17 protein-coding genes are annotated in these 15,928 nt (G+C 71.6%); 11 read left to right on the top strand and 6 right to left on the bottom strand.

Going from position 1 to position 15,928, the window contains the following annotated elements; genetic code table 11:
* The first annotated feature begins 112 nt into the window (after positions 1-112).
* The 5 genes from tsaB (at position 113) to ACWDX7_RS00885 (ending at position 3,178) form a co-directional block, all read left to right on the top strand.
* Positions 113-790, top strand: a complete 678-nt coding sequence (gene tsaB / locus ACWDX7_RS00865; protein ID WP_451488940.1) for a tRNA (adenosine(37)-N6)-threonylcarbamoyltransferase complex dimerization subunit type 1 TsaB — start codon at positions 113-115, stop codon at positions 788-790.
* Positions 791-822: 32 nt separating this feature from the next.
* Positions 823-1,302: a ribosomal protein S18-alanine N-acetyltransferase gene (gene rimI, locus ACWDX7_RS00870; RefSeq protein WP_451489149.1), complete on the top strand. Its 480-nt coding sequence runs from the start codon at positions 823-825 to the stop codon at positions 1,300-1,302.
* Entirely contained in the window at positions 1,295-2,449 is a 1,155-nt protein-coding gene (gene tsaD / locus ACWDX7_RS00875) for a tRNA (adenosine(37)-N6)-threonylcarbamoyltransferase complex transferase subunit TsaD (protein ID WP_451488939.1), read from the top strand. Before rimI ends, tsaD begins: the two co-directional genes overlap by 8 nt.
* The gene (locus ACWDX7_RS00880; RefSeq protein ID WP_451488938.1) at positions 2,449-2,727 is read left to right on the top strand and encodes a hypothetical protein; all 279 of its coding nucleotides are present in this window, start codon (positions 2,449-2,451) and stop codon (positions 2,725-2,727) included. The genes tsaD and ACWDX7_RS00880 overlap by 1 nt, the downstream gene beginning before the upstream one ends.
* Before the next feature lie 142 nt (positions 2,728-2,869).
* On the top strand, positions 2,870-3,178 hold the full coding sequence (locus ACWDX7_RS00885; RefSeq protein ID WP_451488937.1) for a hypothetical protein: 309 nt from the start codon (positions 2,870-2,872) through the stop codon (positions 3,176-3,178).
* 140 nt (positions 3,179-3,318) lie between these two features.
* Here ACWDX7_RS00885 and ACWDX7_RS00890 read toward each other — a convergent pair whose 3' ends face one another.
* Entirely contained in the window at positions 3,319-4,539 is a 1,221-nt protein-coding gene (locus ACWDX7_RS00890; protein ID WP_451488936.1) for a class I SAM-dependent methyltransferase, read from the bottom strand.
* Between the two features lie 176 nt (positions 4,540-4,715).
* Here ACWDX7_RS00890 and ACWDX7_RS00895 point away from each other — a divergent pair, with 176 nt between their 5' ends.
* Complete coding sequence (locus ACWDX7_RS00895) at positions 4,716-5,690, top strand: polysaccharide deacetylase family protein (RefSeq protein WP_451488935.1); 975 nt, start codon at positions 4,716-4,718, stop codon at positions 5,688-5,690.
* Between the two features lie 141 nt (positions 5,691-5,831).
* On the opposite strand, the gene ACWDX7_RS00900 is transcribed toward ACWDX7_RS00895, so the two are convergent.
* On the bottom strand, positions 5,832-7,226 hold the full coding sequence (locus tag ACWDX7_RS00900) for an FtsW/RodA/SpoVE family cell cycle protein (protein ID WP_451488934.1): 1,395 nt from the start codon (positions 7,224-7,226) through the stop codon (positions 5,832-5,834).
* A gap of 468 nt (positions 7,227-7,694) precedes the next feature.
* Here ACWDX7_RS00900 and groES point away from each other — a divergent pair, with 468 nt between their 5' ends.
* Together groES and groL are read left to right on the top strand one after the other, a co-directional pair.
* Entirely contained in the window at positions 7,695-8,003 is a 309-nt protein-coding gene (gene groES / locus ACWDX7_RS00905) for a co-chaperone GroES (protein ID WP_266934835.1), read from the top strand.
* 136 nt (positions 8,004-8,139) lie between these two features.
* On the top strand, positions 8,140-9,768 hold the full coding sequence (gene groL / locus ACWDX7_RS00910; RefSeq protein WP_451488933.1) for a chaperonin GroEL: 1,629 nt from the start codon (positions 8,140-8,142) through the stop codon (positions 9,766-9,768).
* A gap of 96 nt (positions 9,769-9,864) precedes the next feature.
* Here the strand turns inward: groL and ACWDX7_RS00915 are convergent, their stop codons facing one another.
* The 3 genes from ACWDX7_RS00915 to ACWDX7_RS00925 all read right to left on the bottom strand — a co-directional run bounded on the left by ACWDX7_RS00915 (position 9,865) and on the right by ACWDX7_RS00925 (position 12,123).
* On the bottom strand, positions 9,865-10,572 hold the full coding sequence (locus tag ACWDX7_RS00915) for an ester cyclase (protein ID WP_451488932.1): 708 nt from the start codon (positions 10,570-10,572) through the stop codon (positions 9,865-9,867).
* 71 nt (positions 10,573-10,643) lie between these two features.
* Positions 10,644-11,417, bottom strand: a complete 774-nt coding sequence (locus ACWDX7_RS00920; protein WP_451488931.1) for an SDR family NAD(P)-dependent oxidoreductase — start codon at positions 11,415-11,417, stop codon at positions 10,644-10,646.
* 25 nt (positions 11,418-11,442) lie between these two features.
* Positions 11,443-12,123 carry an MOSC domain-containing protein gene (locus tag ACWDX7_RS00925; RefSeq protein ID WP_451489148.1) on the bottom strand — a complete coding sequence of 227 codons (681 nt, stop codon included), beginning with the start codon at positions 12,121-12,123 and terminating at the stop codon, positions 11,443-11,445.
* A gap of 95 nt (positions 12,124-12,218) precedes the next feature.
* Between ACWDX7_RS00925 and ACWDX7_RS00930 the strand changes: the two genes are divergently transcribed.
* Positions 12,219-13,124: a LysR family transcriptional regulator gene (locus tag ACWDX7_RS00930; RefSeq protein ID WP_451488930.1), complete on the top strand. Its 906-nt coding sequence runs from the start codon at positions 12,219-12,221 to the stop codon at positions 13,122-13,124.
* Positions 13,125-13,345: 221 nt separating this feature from the next.
* On the opposite strand, the gene ACWDX7_RS00935 is transcribed toward ACWDX7_RS00930, so the two are convergent.
* Positions 13,346-13,672 carry a WhiB family transcriptional regulator gene (locus tag ACWDX7_RS00935; RefSeq protein WP_030027725.1) on the bottom strand — a complete coding sequence of 109 codons (327 nt, stop codon included), beginning with the start codon at positions 13,670-13,672 and terminating at the stop codon, positions 13,346-13,348.
* Positions 13,673-14,051: 379 nt separating this feature from the next.
* On the opposite strand from ACWDX7_RS00935, the gene ACWDX7_RS00940 reads away from it, so the two are divergent.
* Both ACWDX7_RS00940 and ACWDX7_RS00945 read left to right on the top strand, forming a co-directional pair.
* A complete protein-coding gene (locus ACWDX7_RS00940) occupies positions 14,052-14,663 on the top strand; it encodes a response regulator transcription factor (protein WP_003948568.1) in 612 nt (203 codons plus the stop codon).
* Between the two features lie 470 nt (positions 14,664-15,133).
* On the top strand, positions 15,134-15,814 hold the full coding sequence (locus ACWDX7_RS00945) for a sigma-70 family RNA polymerase sigma factor (RefSeq protein ID WP_451488929.1): 681 nt from the start codon (positions 15,134-15,136) through the stop codon (positions 15,812-15,814).
* Positions 15,815-15,928 lie beyond the last annotated feature (114 nt).

Consider the following 15,928-nt stretch of genomic DNA (forward strand, 5'->3'; position numbering starts at 1 on the left):
GTCCCGCGCCGCCTGGTGGGCACCTCGCGGGTACCCCGGTCGAAAGGTAGCAGCCGGGGTGCGTCCAGACCGGCCGCGAAGGGCCGGCGGGTGGGAGTCGTAGGCTGTTCGCGTGCTCCTGCTCGCTGTAGATACCGCCACGCCCGCCGTCACCGTCGCCCTGTACGACGGCGAGACCGTCCTCGCCGAGTCGCATCAGGTCGACGCCCGCCGCCACGGGGAGCTGTTGCTGCCCTCCGTGGACCGGGTCCTCGCCGAGGCCGGGCTGAAGCTCGATGCCGTCACCGGCATCGTCGTCGGAGTCGGCCCCGGCCCCTACACCGGGCTGCGCGTCGGCCTCGTGACCGCCGCCACCTTCGCCGCCGTGCTCGGCGTGCCCGTGCACGGCCTGTGCACCCTCGACGGCCTCGCGTACGCCGCGGGGACCGCCGGGATCGAGGGGCCCTTCGTCGTCGCCACCGACGCACGGCGCAAGGAGGTCTACTGGGCGCGGTACGAGGACCCCCGCACGCGCGTCGGCGAGCCCGCCGTGGACCGCCCCTCCGACATCGCCGAGCAGGTCGCCGGGCTGCCCGCGGTGGGCCAGGGCGCCTTCCTGTACCCCGGGGTGTTCCCGGACGCGCGGGCGCCCGAGCACCAGTCGGCCGCCGCGCTGGCCGCGCTGGCCGCCGAACGGCTGGCGGCCGGGGTGCCGTTCGAGAACGCCGAGGGTCTGAACCCGGCCCCCCTCTACCTGCGCCGCCCCGACGCGCAGGTGCCCAAGAACTACAAGGTGGTCACCCCGCAGTGACGGCCGCCGCTGACCTCGTCGTGCTGCGCGAGATGCGCTGGTGGGACATCGGGCCCGTGCTGGAGCTGGAGCGGGAGCTCTTCCCCGAGGACGCCTGGTCCGCCGGCATGTTCTGGTCCGAGCTCGCCCACGCCCGCGGGCCGCGGGCCACCCGCCGCTACGTGGTCGCCGAGGACGGGACCGGCCGGCTGGTCGGCTACGCCGGGCTGGCCGCCGCCGGCGACCTGGCCGACGTACAGACCATCGCGGCCGCCCGCGACCAGTGGGGCACCGGGCTCGGCGCCCGGCTCCTGACCGACCTCCTGCGCGCCGCCAGCGCCTTCGAATGCGCCGAGGTGCTGCTGGAGGTGCGCGTGGACAACACCCGTGCCCAGAAGCTCTACGAGCGCTTCGGATTCGAGCCCATCGGCTTCCGCCGCGGCTACTACCAGCCCGGGAACGCCGACGCGCTCGTCATGCGACTGACCGACCCCGCACAAGCTAGAAGTGAGAGCAGTGAGAGCAATGGCTGACGAACCGCTCGTCCTCGGCATCGAGACCTCCTGCGACGAGACCGGCGTCGGCATCGTCCGGGGCACCACCCTGCTGGCGGACGCCATCGCGTCGAGCGTCGACGAGCACGCGCGCTTCGGCGGGGTCGTGCCCGAGGTCGCCTCCCGGGCGCACCTGGAGGCGATGGTCCCGACCATCGAGCGCGCCCTGAAGGAGGCCGGGGTCAGCGCCCGCGACCTCGACGGCATCGCCGTCACGGCCGGGCCCGGACTGGCGGGGGCCCTGCTGGTCGGCGTCTCGGCGGCCAAGGCCTACGCGTACGCGCTGGGCAAGCCGCTCTACGGCGTGAACCACCTCGCCTCGCACATCTGCGTGGACCAGCTGGAGCACGGGCCGCTGCCCGAGCCGACGATGGCGCTGCTGGTCTCCGGCGGGCACTCCTCGCTGCTGCTGGCTCCCGACATCACCTCCGACGTACGCCCGCTCGGCGCGACCATCGACGACGCGGCGGGCGAGGCCTTCGACAAGATCGCCCGCGTACTCCAGCTGGGCTTCCCCGGCGGTCCGGTCATCGACCGGCTCGCGCGCGAGGGCGACCCCAAGGCCATCAACTTTCCGCGCGGCCTCACGGGCCCGCGCGACGCGGCGTACGACTTCTCCTTCTCCGGGCTCAAGACGGCCGTCGCCCGCTGGATCGAAGCCAAGCGGAACGCCGGCGAGGAGGTGCCCGTGCGCGATGTGGCGGCGTCCTTCCAGGAGGCCGTGGTCGACGTGCTGACGCGCAAGGCCATCCGGGCGTGCAAGGACGAGGGCGTCGACCACCTGATGATCGGCGGCGGGGTGGCGGCCAACTCCCGCCTGCGGTCCCTCGCGCAGGAGCGGTGCGACGACGCCGGGATCATCCTGCGGGTGCCGCGGCCGAAGCTCTGCACCGACAACGGCGCGATGGTGGCGGCGCTGGGCGCGGAGATGGTCAAGCGGAACCGGCCCGCCTCGGACTGGAACATGTCGGCGGACTCCTCCCTGCCGGTCACGGAGCCGCACGTGCCGGGGGTCGCTCCCGCCGAGCCCCACGACCACGCCAACGCCAACGCCCACGGTCAGGGTCATGGGCACGGGCATGATCACGACCACGTGCACGAGCTGAGCAAGGACAACCTGTACTGATGAGCACGGTCGCGCTGATGTGGGAGGCCCGGGCCGCCGACGGCCGGGGCAACGAACTGCTGGAGTGGGCCCGCTCGCAGGTCCTCGCCCGGGAGCCGGTGCGCCGCGAGGTGTTCCGGGCCCCGCAGGACCGGGTGCTCGTGATCACCTGGTGGGATACGGACAAGGGGGTCCAGGCGGACCTGCCCGAACTGCCGGAGCCCTCGGCCGACTTGATCGCGCGGGCGGTGCACCGCTGGCGGTTCGAGTCGGTGGAGACGGGCCCGGACGCGGTCTAGACCGTTCGGACGGTCCCCTCCGGTCCGGACCGGTCCCAAGGGGACCGGTCCTGATCGGGATCACGGATGCTGCCCGGCCCCGTCCGCCCGCCTTGAGGTCCCGGCGGGGATTGCGGCATGCCCGGAAGGCGGGGCTATGGTCATGCCTGCGCCTGCGCCTGCTGCTGCGGGCGTGGGCCGGGGCGGACCGGGATCCGGCGGCCGACCGCCGGGTGCGCGCGCCGGGCGGAGCCTGCTCTGGCTGCCGGCTTCCCCGGGGCTGTGCGCGGCCGGGCTGTGGGTGGGCTTCGGGTTCCCGGAGCCGGCCCGGCCGGGCGAGGTGACGTACGGCGAACTCGCGTACCGCACGGGCCTCGGCCTGATCCTGTGCATCACCGGGCTGCTGGGCGCCGGGAAGGCGGGGTCGCGCTACCGCTGGGCGGTACGCGCCTTCCGCGGGCCTACGGCGTAGTGCCCGCATCGCAAGGCGGCGGGGCGCCCGGGTACGGGACGTACTCGGACGCAACGACAACCCGGGGGCCCTCCCTGCGGTAGCTGGGGGAGAGGTGGGGTGCCAGACGCCCGGGCCAGGCGGGACTGTGACGACAGGGCCTACGGGCTCGGACGCGCGGCCGCGGGCTCCGGCGCGGGAGCGGCCGCCGGTGAGCCGATCAGCATCGAGGGAGCCCCCGCCACCCGCGTCAGAAACACCGTCGCCGCGTTCGGCCCCTGCGGCTTGACCCTCCTGCGCAGCTCCTCCGGCTCGATCGCCGAGCCGCGCTTCTTCACGGTCAGGACGCCCACACCGCGTTCGCGCAGCAGCGCCTTGAGCTTCTTCAGCCCGAAGGGCAGCACGTCGGTGATCTCGTACGCGGTCGCGTACGGGGTCGCGCGCAGCTCGTCGGCGGTGATGTAGGCGATGGTCGGGTCGATCAGTCGGCCGCCCAGCCGCTCGGCCACCTCGGCGACGAGGTGGGCCCGGATGACGGCGCCGTCGGGCTCGTAGAGGTAGCGGCCGACCGGCCCGGCCTGCGGGTCGGGCAGTGGATCGGCGGTGTGCAGGGCGCGCGGACCGGGCAGCAGGGTGGCGCGGACCGTCCCCGGCGAGGTCCCGAACCAGAGCACGGCCTCCTTGACGTCCCCGTGGTCGGAGATCCACTCGGCCTCGGCCCGCGCGGGCACGGCCTCGTGCGGAATGCCCGGGGCGATCTTGATGGCGGCGTGCGGCACCGTCCCGGCGGTGCGGACGGCCCAGGACAGCGGCGGCGAGTACGACTCCGGGTCGAAGACGCGCCCGCGCCCGCCCCGCCGGGCCGGATCGATGAAGACGGCGTCGTAGGCGCAGACGTCCACCTGGGTCACATCAGCCTCCCGGACCTCGATCAGCTCAGCCAGCCCGAGGGCCTCGGCGTTGGCCCGTGCGACGGCGACCGTCAGCGGGTCGTGGTCCACCGCCAGCACCCGGATGCCGAGCCGTGCCATCGCGAGGGCGTCACCGCCGATACCGCAGCACAGGTCGGCGAGGGAGCGTACGCCGAGGGCCGCGAGCCGCTGCGCGCGGTACGAGGCCACGGAGGCGCGGGTGGCCATCTCGCCGCCGCCGGGGGTGAAGTACATCCGGAAGGCGTCTTCGGCGCCGAACTTCGCCACCGCGCGCTGCCGCAGGCGGGCCTGCCCGAGCGCGGCGGAGACCAGGCCGGCGGGGTGCTCGCGGCGCAGCCGGGTGGCGACGGCGATCTCCTGGGCGGGGTCGTAGGCGCGGAGCGAATCGAGGAGGGCGCGGCCCTCGGGGGTGAGGAGGGCGGCGAAGTCTTCGGGGGTCACGGGACCCATTGTCGGCGACCGGCGACCGGCGACCGGCGACCGGCGACCGGCGACCGGCGACCGGGCGGGGTGGTCGGGGCGGGGTGGTCGGGCGGTGGGCGGTGTGGGCCACTGGAGGGAAGGTCGGCGGCCGCTCGCGGTGTCGTCGGGGGTCCGGGGCGTGTCCGGTGCCAGGATCCGCAGTTATGCAGCTAGTACGACAAAAGGAAGATAAGAAGCAACACGGTCACCGGTACGCGGCGCGCCCGCGCGGCCGGTTCGGGGTGACGGGAACGGCAGTGGTCGCGACTCTGCTCGCGGCCCTCGGTACGGCCTGCGGCTCGGCGGAATCCGGAGCACCGGACAAGGCCGAGAAGGTGAAGGCAGAGCAGGCGAAGGCGGAGAAGGCCGGCAAGGGCGCGGCCGGCGCGCTCGGCACCAAGGCGGAGCGGCTGAAGGCGGCCCAGCAGGCCCGCGTCCTCGCCGCGAAGAAGTGGGGCCTGGCCAAACTGCCGCTCGCCGCCCCGCCCGCGCCGAAGGAGAAGCCCGAGATCACCACCCGGGAGGGCTTCGAGGTGGAGGACGGCGAGAACCTGCCGCCGATCTTCACCACCGTCCCCACGGAGGACAAGGTCGTCTTCCTGACGATCGACGACGGCGCGGAGAAGGACCCCGAGTTCCTGAAGATGATGCAGGAACTGCAACTGCCGTACACGGCGTTCATCAGTGACTACCTCGTGCGCGAGGACTACGCCTACTTCAAGAAGATGCAGGCGGCGGGCGTCACCCTGAACAACCACACCCTGAACCACCGCTACATGCCGGCGCTGTCGTACGAGAAGCAGCGCCAGGAGATCTGCGGCATGCAGGACGTGATCCAGAAGCGGTTCGGCAAGCGGCCGACGCTCTTCCGGCCGCCGTACGGGAACTACAACGAGGACACGCTGCGCGCGGCGAAGTCCTGCGGCATCAAGGCGGCTCCGCTGTGGAACGCCGAGGTGTTCCCGAACCGGATGGACTACCGCGAGTGGGACCGGGACCTGCACCCCGGCGACATCATCCTCACGCACTTCCGGGGACGGGAGGACTGGAAGGGCACGATGCCCGACATGATCCGCCATCTCATGAAGACCGTCACGGACAAGGGGTATGCCGTGGCCCGCTTGGAGGACTATCTGTGAAGCCCGCGCGCCGGGCGGTAGCCGGAACCCCGGCCGCCGGCGCGCTCGCGCTGTCCCCGACGGGGTACGGGGACAGCGCGGACCCCGTCGCCCTGCTCCCCGCCCGCCCCTGCTCCCCGCCCGCCGCTACGCCGCCCGCTCCTACGCCGCCCGCGCCGGGGCGTTCTCGGTCGCCGCCGGGCCGGGGGCGTCCGCCTCGCGTTGGCGTTCCGCGCTGTCGCTGAGGCGCAGCAGCAGGGCGATCATGATCCAGTTGGCCAGGAGGGACGAGCCGCCCTTCGCCAGGAAGGGCAGCGCCTTGCCGGTCAGCGGGATGAGGCCCGTGACGCCGCCCGCGACCACGAAGACCTGGAGGGCCAGCGCCGAGCCGAGGCCCACCGCGAGCAGCTTGCCGAAGGGGTCGCGGGCGCCGAGCGCCATGCGCAGGCACCGCTGCACGAGGAGTCCGTAGAGGATCAGGACGGCCATGACCCCGGCCAGCCCGAGCTCCTCGCCGACCGTGGTGAGGATGAAGTCGCTGCGGCCCGCGAACTTGATCAGCTCCGGGTGGCCCATGCCGAGACCCGTACCGGACAGGCCGCCCGTGCCGAAACTGAAGAGCGCCTGGGCCGCCTGGTCCGAGTTGACCCCGGGCGGGCGGTTCGGCCAGTAGTACGAGAGCGGCTCCAGCCAGGCGGCCACGCGGGCCTTGACGTGCGGCTGCGTCGAGCCGACCACGAAGGCGCCCACCGCTGCCATGAGCACGCCGAACACGATCCAGCTGGTGCGCTCCGTGGCGACGTACAGCATGACCACGAAGACGCCGAAGAAGATCAGCGAGGTGCCGAGGTCGCGCTCGAAGACCAGCACGAGCATCGACACGATCCACACGGTGATGATGGGGCCGAGCTGGCGCATGGGGGGCAGCCGCATGCCCAGGAACCTGCGGCCCGTCAGCGCCAGGGAGTCGCGGTGCACGACCAGGTAGCCGGCGAAGAAGACCGCGATCATGATCTTCACGAACTCGCCGGGCTGGAGCGAGAAGCCGAAGAGGATGATCCAGCGCTTGGCGCCGTAGGTGTCCGCGCCGAAGAACGCCGGCGCGATCAGGAGCACCAGCGCGACGGCCATCGTGATGTAGATGAACCGCTGCAGCAGCCGGTGATCGCGCAGCAGTGCCACCAGCAGGATGCAGGCGGCCACCCCGACCACCGTCCACATCAGCTGTCCGGGCGCGTTCGCGTCCGAGTTGTACCGCTCGATGTACCCCTGGTCGAGCCGGTGCAGCAGGACCAGCCCCAGCCCGGTCAGCAGCATGGCGAGGGGGAGGATCAGCGGATCCGCGTAGGGGGCGAAGCGGCGCACGCCCAAATGCGCCACCAGCGACAGCAGGGTCAGGCTGATCGCGAATCCGGCGAGGTCGGGCGGCAGCTCGTCGTTCATCGCGAGGCCCGCGCAGGCGTGGCCGAACACGGCGATGACGACGACGAAGGCCAGCAGCAGCGCTTCGGTCCGGCGCCGGGTGCCCGCCGAGGTCACGGGCCTCAGTCCGCGCACGGGCCGCCGCCGTCCGTGGGGACGGGGCAGGTCGGCGGTGGTGGAGAGGCCCGGGGCGCCCGCCGTGATGAGGAAGTGGCGCCCGCTGCGTCGGGGCTTGCGGAAGCCTTGAGTCCGATCTGCTCGGCAATGAGGCGCTTTATCTTCATATCAACTACGACGACGAGGCCCGGCCCGTGGTTCCTGCGGGGTCGCCGCGCGCCGCCGCCGCACCCGGTGCCGAAAAAGATCAAGACCCGCCGAAACCCCCGGAAACACGGGCTGCGGGCCCGCTCCGCGCAACGCCCGAGGGGCGGGAATTGGCACTCCGCTTGACCGAGTGCTAATCGCCGGAATAGTCTCGCACCTGGCACTCGCCCCTGGTGAGTGCCAATAGCGACAGGGCAGGTCCGGCACCCGCGACGACGGATCGACCTGGTCGCCCCCTCAGACAGTTAACCCCGCATCTCCGAAGGGGGAGGTCGGATCGTGACGACCGCCAGCTCCAAGGTTGCCATCAAGCCGCTTGAGGACCGCATTGTGGTCCAGCCGCTCGACGCCGAGCAGACCACGGCCTCCGGCCTGGTCATCCCGGACACCGCGAAGGAGAAGCCCCAGGAGGGCGTCGTCCTCGCGGTTGGCCCGGGCCGCTTCGAGGACGGCCAGCGTCTCCCGCTGGACGTCAGCGTCGGCGACGTCGTGCTGTACAGCAAGTACGGCGGCACTGAAGTGAAGTACAGCGGCGAGGAGTACCTCGTCCTCTCGGCTCGCGACGTGCTCGCGATCGTCGAGAAGTAATTCGCTTACCAGTTTTGTTTGAGCTACGCCCCTGGTCACCCTGCTGATGCCGGGCGGCGAGGGGCGTAGTTCGTTCTAGGCGGTGGCGGTCGCGGTGAGCGGCCGAGGATCGCAACGAGAGGACTGAACCGCTCCCATGCCGAAGATTCTGAAGTTCGACGAGGACGCCCGTCGCGCCCTTGAGCGCGGCGTCAACAAGCTTGCCGACACGGTGAAGGTGACGATCGGCCCCAAGGGCCGCAACGTCGTCATCGACAAGAAGTTCGGCGCGCCGACCATCACCAACGACGGTGTCACCATCGCTCGCGAAGTCGAGCTGGACGACCCGTACGAGAACCTCGGTGCCCAGCTCGTGAAGGAGGTGGCGACCAAGACCAACGACATCGCGGGTGACGGCACCACCACCGCCACCGTGCTGGCGCAGGCGCTGGTCCGCGAGGGTCTGCGCAACGTCGCCGCGGGTGCCTCCCCGGCCGCCCTGAAGAAGGGCATCGACGCGGCTGTCAAGGCCGTCTCCGCCGAGCTCCTCGCCACCGCCCGTCCGATCGAGGACAAGTCCGACATCGCCGCCGTGGCCGCGCTCTCCGCGCAGGACCAGCAGGTCGGCGAGCTCATCGCCGAGGCGATGGACAAGGTCGGCAAGGACGGTGTCATCACCGTCGAGGAGTCCAACACCTTCGGCCTGGAGCTGGAGTTCACCGAGGGCATGGCCTTCGACAAGGGCTACCTCTCCCCGTACATGGTCTCCGACCAGGAGCGTATGGAGGCCGTCCTCGACGACCCGTACATCCTGATCAACCAGGGCAAGATCTCCTCCATCCAGGACCTCCTGCCGCTGCTGGAGAAGGTCATCCAGGCCGGCAGCTCCAAGCCGCTGCTGATCATCGCCGAGGACGTCGAGGGCGAGGCGCTCTCCACCCTCGTCGTCAACAAGATCCGCGGCACCTTCAACGCGGTGGCCGTCAAGGCCCCCGGCTTCGGTGACCGCCGCAAGGCGATGCTCCAGGACATGGCCACCCTCACGGGTGCCACCGTCATCGCCGAGGAGGTCGGCCTCAAGCTCGACCAGGCCGGTCTGGACGTACTGGGCACCGCGCGCCGCGTGACCATCTCCAAGGACGACACCACCATCGTCGACGGTGGCGGCAAGTCCGAGGACGTCGCGGGCCGCGTCAACCAGATCAAGGCCGAGATCGAGTCCACGGACTCGGACTGGGACCGCGAGAAGCTGCAGGAGCGCCTGGCGAAGCTCGCCGGCGGCGTCTGCGTCATCAAGGTCGGCGCCGCCACCGAGGTGGAGCTCAAGGAGAAGAAGCACCGCCTTGAGGACGCCATCTCGGCGACCCGCGCCGCGGTCGAGGAGGGCATCGTCTCCGGCGGTGGCTCCTCGCTCGTCCACGCCGTCAAGGTCCTCGCGGACAACCTGGGCCTGACCGGCGACGAGGCCACCGGTGTCGCGGTCGTTCGCCGCGCCGCGGTCGAGCCGCTGCGCTGGATCGCCGAGAACGCCGGCCTGGAGGGTTACGTCATCACCTCCAAGGTCGCCGAGCTCGACAAGGGCCAGGGCTTCAACGCCGCCACCGGCGAGTACGGCGACCTGGTCAAGGCCGGCGTCATCGACCCGGTCAAGGTCACCCGTTCCGCGCTGGAGAACGCCGCCTCCATCGCCTCCCTGCTGCTCACGACCGAGACCCTGGTCGTCGAGAAGCCGGCGGAGGACGAGGGCGACGCCGGTCACGGCCACGGTCACGGCCACAGCCACTGACGCTGTCGCCCGCACACGAGAGGCCCCCGGTCCGCCGTTTCGTACGGCGGGCCGGGGGCCTTCCCGTTGCCCGTGGGGGAGGACGGGGTCAGGCCGTCATCCCATCTGCTCCATCAGGCCCAGCTGCCGCATCACGTTCATGATGTCGTAGTGCCACCAGCCCTCGGCGATCATGCCGTCCTTACAGCGGAAGGTCGTCGAGCCGGTCGTGGTCACCTTCTTGCCGGTCGGCGCTTGACCCATGAACTCGCCCGTGTGCGTGGCGTTCCAGGTCCACAGGGTGGTGACGAAGTCGCCTTCGGCGATCTGGTGGTCCTTGGTGAAGGACATGTCGTCGAAAGAGGACCGCCACATGGCGAGGTCCGCCATCAGGCCGTCGATGCCCTCGGCCGCGGGGTCCGCCTTGAGGATGTCGTGGTCGACGTAGTCGGAGGCGAAGAGTTCCTCGGCCATGGAGCGGTCCCCCGTGGCGGCCAGCTCGTCGAACATCCGGGCGGCGAGCATCTTGTTGAGGTTCTCGTCGCGGACCACGTCCAAGTTGGTGAAGGTCGGCATCCCCTCGCACAGCGCCACCATCTCCTGGAACATCCTGTCCGTCTCCGGGAGGTGGGAGTTCTTCATGGCGTCTTCGTACGAGGGGAATTCGACCACGTCCACGTAGTGGTTCTCCGCGTCGCGGTCCCTGGCCACGATGCTGTGGGTAACCGTGCGCCTGCCCTGGCTCTGCGAGACGTACCGGTCCAGCAGCTGGTTGAGGTCGTCCTGCCGACTGGTCTTGTAATCGATTATCTGTACGAATGTCATGGCACCTCCCGGACTGGATGGGGCATGTCCATTTTAGGAGGATTTCACTCGTGTGGGGGTTTACTCGCGAGTTACCGGGGCCCGTACTTGCGGCCCGTGCGGGAGGTCACGCCGCCCAGGAGCCCGCGCGGCGTCAGCTTCACGACGCCCATCAGCGCCTTGTACCGGGGGTCGGGGACCGACACCGTCTTGCCCCGGGCCAGGTCGGCCAGGGCCGCGGCGACGAGCTTGTCGGCGTCCAGCCACAGCCAGTTGGGGATGTTGTCCGTCCCCATGCCGGCGCGCTCGTGGAACTCCGTCCGTACGAAGCCCGGGCACAGCGCCATCAGCCGTACCCCGGACCCCGCCAGGTCCTTCGCCGCGCCCTGGGTGAACTGCACGACCCACGCCTTGCTCGCGCCGTACGTGCCGCGCGGCACGAAGGCCGCCACCGAGGCCACGTTGATCACGCCGCCGCGGCCGCGCGAGCGCATCGGCCCGGCCGCCGCCGAGGTCAGCCGCAGGACCGCCTCGACGTGCACCTTCAGCATGGTGAGCTCATCGGCCATCGGGACTTCGAGGTAGCGGCCCTTGTTGCCGAAGCCCGCGTTGTTGACCAGCAGGTCCACCGGGTGCGTGCGGTCGGCCAGGCGCCGCTCCACCGCCGCGATGCCCTCCTCTGTGGAGAGGTCGGCGGCCAGTGTCCCGGCCTCGATGCCGTGCCGGTCGTGCAGTTCGGTGGCCTGCTCGCCCAGGCGCTTGTGGTCGCGCGCCACCAGCACCAGGTTGTGGCCCTGGGCGGCGAGCCGCCGGGCGAAGGCGGCGCCGATGCCCGCCGTGGATCCCGTAATCAACGCAGTCGTCATAGGCGCAACCTAGCCGCCCGCGATGTCAGGTCAGCGCGTGCCCGTGCTGCCGCGCGTACGCCAGCGCCTTTTCCCGGACCTCCGGCGCCAGTGCTTCGCCCGCCGCCAGGACTTGGGGCAGCAGCGCGCGCTCGGTGGTCCAGGCGCGGAACAGGAAGGCCGAGGTCACCCCGTGCGCCGGGCGGTGGGTGACCTCGACCCGGTCGCCGGGGGAGATCCGGCCCTCGCGGACCACCCGCAGGTACGCGCCCGGCCGCACCTCCCGGGTGAACCGCTTGACCCAGCCCCTCTCGCCCAGGGCGCCCTGGAAGGTCCGGCACGGGATGCGGGTGGAGGAGACCTCCAGCTCCAGTTCGGGGCCCACCCGCCAGCGCTCGCCGAGCAGCGCGCCGCTCAGGTCCATGCCGCTGGTCGTGAGGTTCTCGCCGAACAGGCCGGGCGGCAGTTCGCGGCCGAGCTCGCTCTCCCACCAGTCCAGGTCCTCGCGGGCGTACGCGTAGACGGCCTGGTGGTCGCCCCCGTGATGGCGGCGGTCGCACACGGCGTCGCCCTCCAGGCCGCTGCCGTGGCCGGTGTCCTTCGGGCCCGGGGCGAAGACGCGGACCGGCCCCTGGACGGGGGTCTTGCCGATGCCGGTCAGCCCTCCCCGCGCGTCGGTGTAGTCGACGGCCGTCGCACGGCCGGTGTTCACGGAGACCAGATGTATGGGCGGCATGGGAGGACACGCTAGCCGAGCGGCCCGGCCTCAAAGAGGGGAAATAATCTTCGCGTCCCACTCAAAGCAAGCCTTATGATTCGAGGGTGATCGAGGCACGTCATCTCCGGGTCCTGCGCGCTGTCGCCGGGACCGGGTCCTTCTCCGCCGCCGCCCGTGAGCTGGGCTGCACGCAGCCGGCCGTCTCCCAGCAGATGAAGGCGCTGGAGCAGTCCGCCGGCACCCCGCTGCTCATCCGCAGCGGCCGCGAGATGCGGCTCACCCAGGCCGGCGAGGCCCTGGTCCGGCACGCCGCCGGGATCCTCGCGGGGCTGACGGCCGCCGAGGAGGAGGTCGCGGCCATCGCCGGGCTGCGCGCGGGCCGGGTGCGGCTCGTGTCCTTCCCCAGCGGCAGCTCCACCCTGGTGCCGACCGCGCTCGCGGCGATGCGCGCCGCTCACCCGGGCACCCGTATCTCGCTGGTCGAGGCGGAACCTCCGCGTTCGGTGGAGATGCTGCGCGAGGGCGACTGCGACGTGGCCCTGGCCTTCCGCTACGCCGGGGACGGCGGCTCGGAAACCGCCGCCGAGTGGGAGGACCTCGTGGTGCGCCCGCTGCTGACGGACCGGCTCGTGGGGCTGGTCCCCGAGGGGCACCGGCTGACGGGGGCCGAGCGGGTGCGCATGGCGGAACTGGCGGACGAGCCGTGGATTGCCGGCTGCCCGCGCTGCCGCCGCCATCTGGTGGAGGTGTGCGAGGCCGCGGGATTCACCCCCCGCATCGACTTCGCCACCGACGACTACCCGGCGGTGGTCGGTCTGGTGGGGGCGGGGCTGGGCGTCGCGGTGCTGCCGGAGCTGGCGGTGGAGTCCGTACGGGCCAAGGGCGTGAGCACGGTCGTCGTGGAACCGGCCGTCGAGCGGGAGGTCGTGGCGCTGACCCTGCCCGACCTGGCCCGGGTGCCGGCCGTGGCGGCGACCCTGGCCGAGCTGGAGCGGGCCGCCACGCGCTGAGGCCGGGGCTCCCCCGGGGCCCGGGGAGCCGGCGCAGCCGAGCGGCAGGTGCGGCCGAACGCGTGACGCCCCGGGCCCGGCTGCGACTCGCCCGGGCGGATTGGTCCATCCGTGTGTCGGTCAGTGCGTTGAGGAAACGTTCCTTCGGTCGTTTCCGAGCCGGTCGGTGCGGTGGTCGGCGCGGTGACGGGTGCGGCGATCGGTGCGGTGGTCGGCGGCGGTCAGTGCGGTGCGATCGGTCCGATCGCACTCGACGCGGGGATCAGGCGATGCCGGGCGCGGCCCATCAGTTCCTCGCGCTCGTCCTCGGTGAGGCCGCCCCACACCCCGTAGGGCTCGCGGACGGCGAGTGCGTGCGCAGCGCATTCCGAACGCACCGGGCAACGCATGCAGACCTCTTTAGCCGAGGCCTCGCGCGCGCTCCTGGCCGCGCCCCGCTCGCCTTCCGGGTGGAAGAAGAGGGAGCTGTCGACCCCCCGGCAGGCAGCCAGCAGCTGCCAGTCCCAGAGGTCGGCGTTCGGTCCGGGGAGGCGGGAGAAATCTGCCATTGGTAGTCCTCTTGGTGCCGGTACTGAGGCGGATACGGTCCATGTCTCCACACCTACTGTCCTAGTAGATGTAAATATGACTCATTCGGAATCTAGCCTCAGACACATGCCAAACGGAAGGAAAGCCGCCAAATAGGGCATAGCTCCAGATGGAGGACAGCTGGCTTGTGGCGCCTGCGCCGTGTTCGCTTCCTCACGTAGAGTGCTGAAGGTGTCCGTCCGACCCGTAACTCTTTCGAGTGACCATCGTTGAGTGTGCGAAGGCGGTTGAACCAAGAAGTTCTCGGACAGGTGTCCGGGGGCATCGACCGCACAGGTGACGATACGTACCAGCCTGGAGGCTCAAGGTGACGCGCATCAGCAGCTGCGGAGGGCGGTCATGACATCCGTCCTCGTCTGCGACGACTCCCCGCTTGCCCGAGAGGCGCTCCGTCGCGCGGTTGCCACCGTGCCCGGCGTCGAGCGTGTGACGACGGCTGCCAACGGCGAGGAAGTCCTCCGCCGCTGGGGTGCCGACCGCTCCGACCTCATTCTCATGGATGTACGGATGCCCGGGCTCGGCGGTGTGGAGACGGTCCGGCGGCTGCTCTCGGCCGACCCCGGGGCCCGCATCATCATGCTGACGGTCGCCGAGGACCTGGACGGCGTGGCCCTCGCGGTCGCCGCCGGCGCCCGGGGCTATCTGCACAAGGACGCCTCGCGTGCCGAACTGCGGGCCACGGTCACCCAGGCCCTCGCCGACCCGACCTGGCGACTGGCCCCGCGCCGGCTCCGCTCGGCCGAGATGGGCGCCGCGCCCACGCTCACCGCGCGTGAGATCCAGGTACTGGAGGGCATGAGTCACGGCCGGTCCAACGCGGAGATCGGGCGCGAGCTCTTCCTCTCGGAGGACACGGTCAAGACGCACGCCCGCAGGCTGTTCAAGAAGCTGGGCGCCTCCGACCGGGCCCACGCCGTGGCCCTCGGATTCCGCTGGGGCCTCGTCCGCTGACCTCCGGGCGACGGCCCGGGTCCGCCGGCGCGGCCACGGCATCGTCCGCCGCGACTCCGTCCACCGCGACCCCGTCCGGCGCGGCCGCCGGCCGCGCGGAGCGGTCCCGTCCGCCATCGGCGGGCGGGGCGGCGCGGCCCGGCCACGGCTGGGATGCGCCCGGCTCACGGGAGTACCGGGCCTTGCCCCGCCCCGGTGGGTGCCTTTCCCGTCCTGCCCGACCCGGTGCGCATCCGGGGATTGGCGGGGCACAATCCGGGGGACGTGTCGCTTCGCGGGCGATGCCGCATCCTTGAGGGTGTGCCGCATCCTTGGAGATGTGGAGTCCCCGGGGAATCCCCGGGGGCGATTCGGCCGAGCGGGAGGGGAGGGCGCAGACCATGAGCTCCGGCGCACCCGCTCATAACGCTTCGACGCACAACACGGGACACGGTGCCGCGGATGCCGCGGCGCCGAGGCACCATGGATCGATGCGCGAGGACGAGGCCCTGGGGTCACCTGCGGCCACGGGCCCCACAGGCCCCACAGCCAGCGGCGCCGCCAAAGGCGGCAGCCGCGGTGGCGGCAGTGGCAGCAGCGGTGGTCCCGGCACCGGGCCGGTCAGCGCGCTCGTACGCCGCGCGGTGGAGGGTGACGAGCAGGCCACGCACGATCTGCTCGCCTTCGTGCACCCGCTGGCCATCCGCTACTGCCGCACCCGGCTCTCACGGCTTCCCGGTGACGCTCGTCACTTCGTGGAGGACCTGGCGCAGGAGGTCTGCGTCGCCGTTCTGATGGCCCTGCCGCGCTACCGGGACACCGGGCGCCCCTTCGAGGCCTTCGTCTTCGCCATCGCCGCGCACAAGGTCGCCGACCTCCAGCGCGCCGCCATGAGGCATCCGGGCAGCACGGCCGTGCCCTCCGACGAAATGCCCGAGCGGCCCGACGACTCGCTGGGTCCGGAAGAGCGCGCACTGCTCAGCAGTGACGCCGCCTGGGCCAAGAAGCTGCTGGCCAACCTGCCGGAGAACCAGCGCGAGCTCCTCGTCCTGCGGGTGGCCGTCGGGCTGACGGCGGAGGAGACGGGGCAGATGCTCGGCATGTCCCCCGGCGCGGTCCGCGTGGCCCAGCACCGGGCGCTCAGCCGGCTGCGGGCGCTCGCCGAGCAGTAGGGGCGCGGTGGGAGCGTCGTAGGAGGAGGCGTGATCGTAGGAAGCGACGAAACTTCCCCCGCGCCTTAGTGGTGGAATGAGACGCTGCGGGATCCCGTTAGCATGGACATCCGC

The sequence above is a fragment of the Streptomyces sp. NPDC003034 genome (assembly GCF_053591375.1).

Excerpts from the sequence above, each read along its gene's own strand:
- rimI (WP_451489149.1), top strand. The coding sequence starts at position 823 with ATGCGCTGGTGGGACATCGGGCCCGTGCTGGAGCTGGAGCGGGAGCTC.
- tsaD (WP_451488939.1), top strand. The coding sequence starts at position 1,295 with ATGGCTGACGAACCGCTCGTCCTCGGCATCGAGACCTCCTGCGACGAG.
- ACWDX7_RS00880 (WP_451488938.1), top strand. The coding sequence starts at position 2,449 with ATGAGCACGGTCGCGCTGATGTGGGAGGCCCGGGCCGCCGACGGCCGG.
- ACWDX7_RS00885 (WP_451488937.1), top strand. The coding sequence starts at position 2,870 with ATGCCTGCGCCTGCGCCTGCTGCTGCGGGCGTGGGCCGGGGCGGACCG.
- ACWDX7_RS00890 (WP_451488936.1), bottom strand. The coding sequence starts at position 4,539 with ATGGGTCCCGTGACCCCCGAAGACTTCGCCGCCCTCCTCACCCCCGAG.
- ACWDX7_RS00895 (WP_451488935.1), top strand. The coding sequence starts at position 4,716 with ATGCAGCTAGTACGACAAAAGGAAGATAAGAAGCAACACGGTCACCGG.
- groL (WP_451488933.1), top strand. The coding sequence starts at position 8,140 with ATGCCGAAGATTCTGAAGTTCGACGAGGACGCCCGTCGCGCCCTTGAG.
- ACWDX7_RS00915 (WP_451488932.1), bottom strand. The coding sequence starts at position 10,572 with ATGACATTCGTACAGATAATCGATTACAAGACCAGTCGGCAGGACGAC.
- ACWDX7_RS00920 (WP_451488931.1), bottom strand. The coding sequence starts at position 11,417 with ATGACGACTGCGTTGATTACGGGATCCACGGCGGGCATCGGCGCCGCC.
- ACWDX7_RS00935 (WP_030027725.1), bottom strand. The coding sequence starts at position 13,672 with ATGGCAGATTTCTCCCGCCTCCCCGGACCGAACGCCGACCTCTGGGAC.
- ACWDX7_RS00940 (WP_003948568.1), top strand. The coding sequence starts at position 14,052 with ATGACATCCGTCCTCGTCTGCGACGACTCCCCGCTTGCCCGAGAGGCG.
- ACWDX7_RS00945 (WP_451488929.1), top strand. The coding sequence starts at position 15,134 with ATGCGCGAGGACGAGGCCCTGGGGTCACCTGCGGCCACGGGCCCCACA.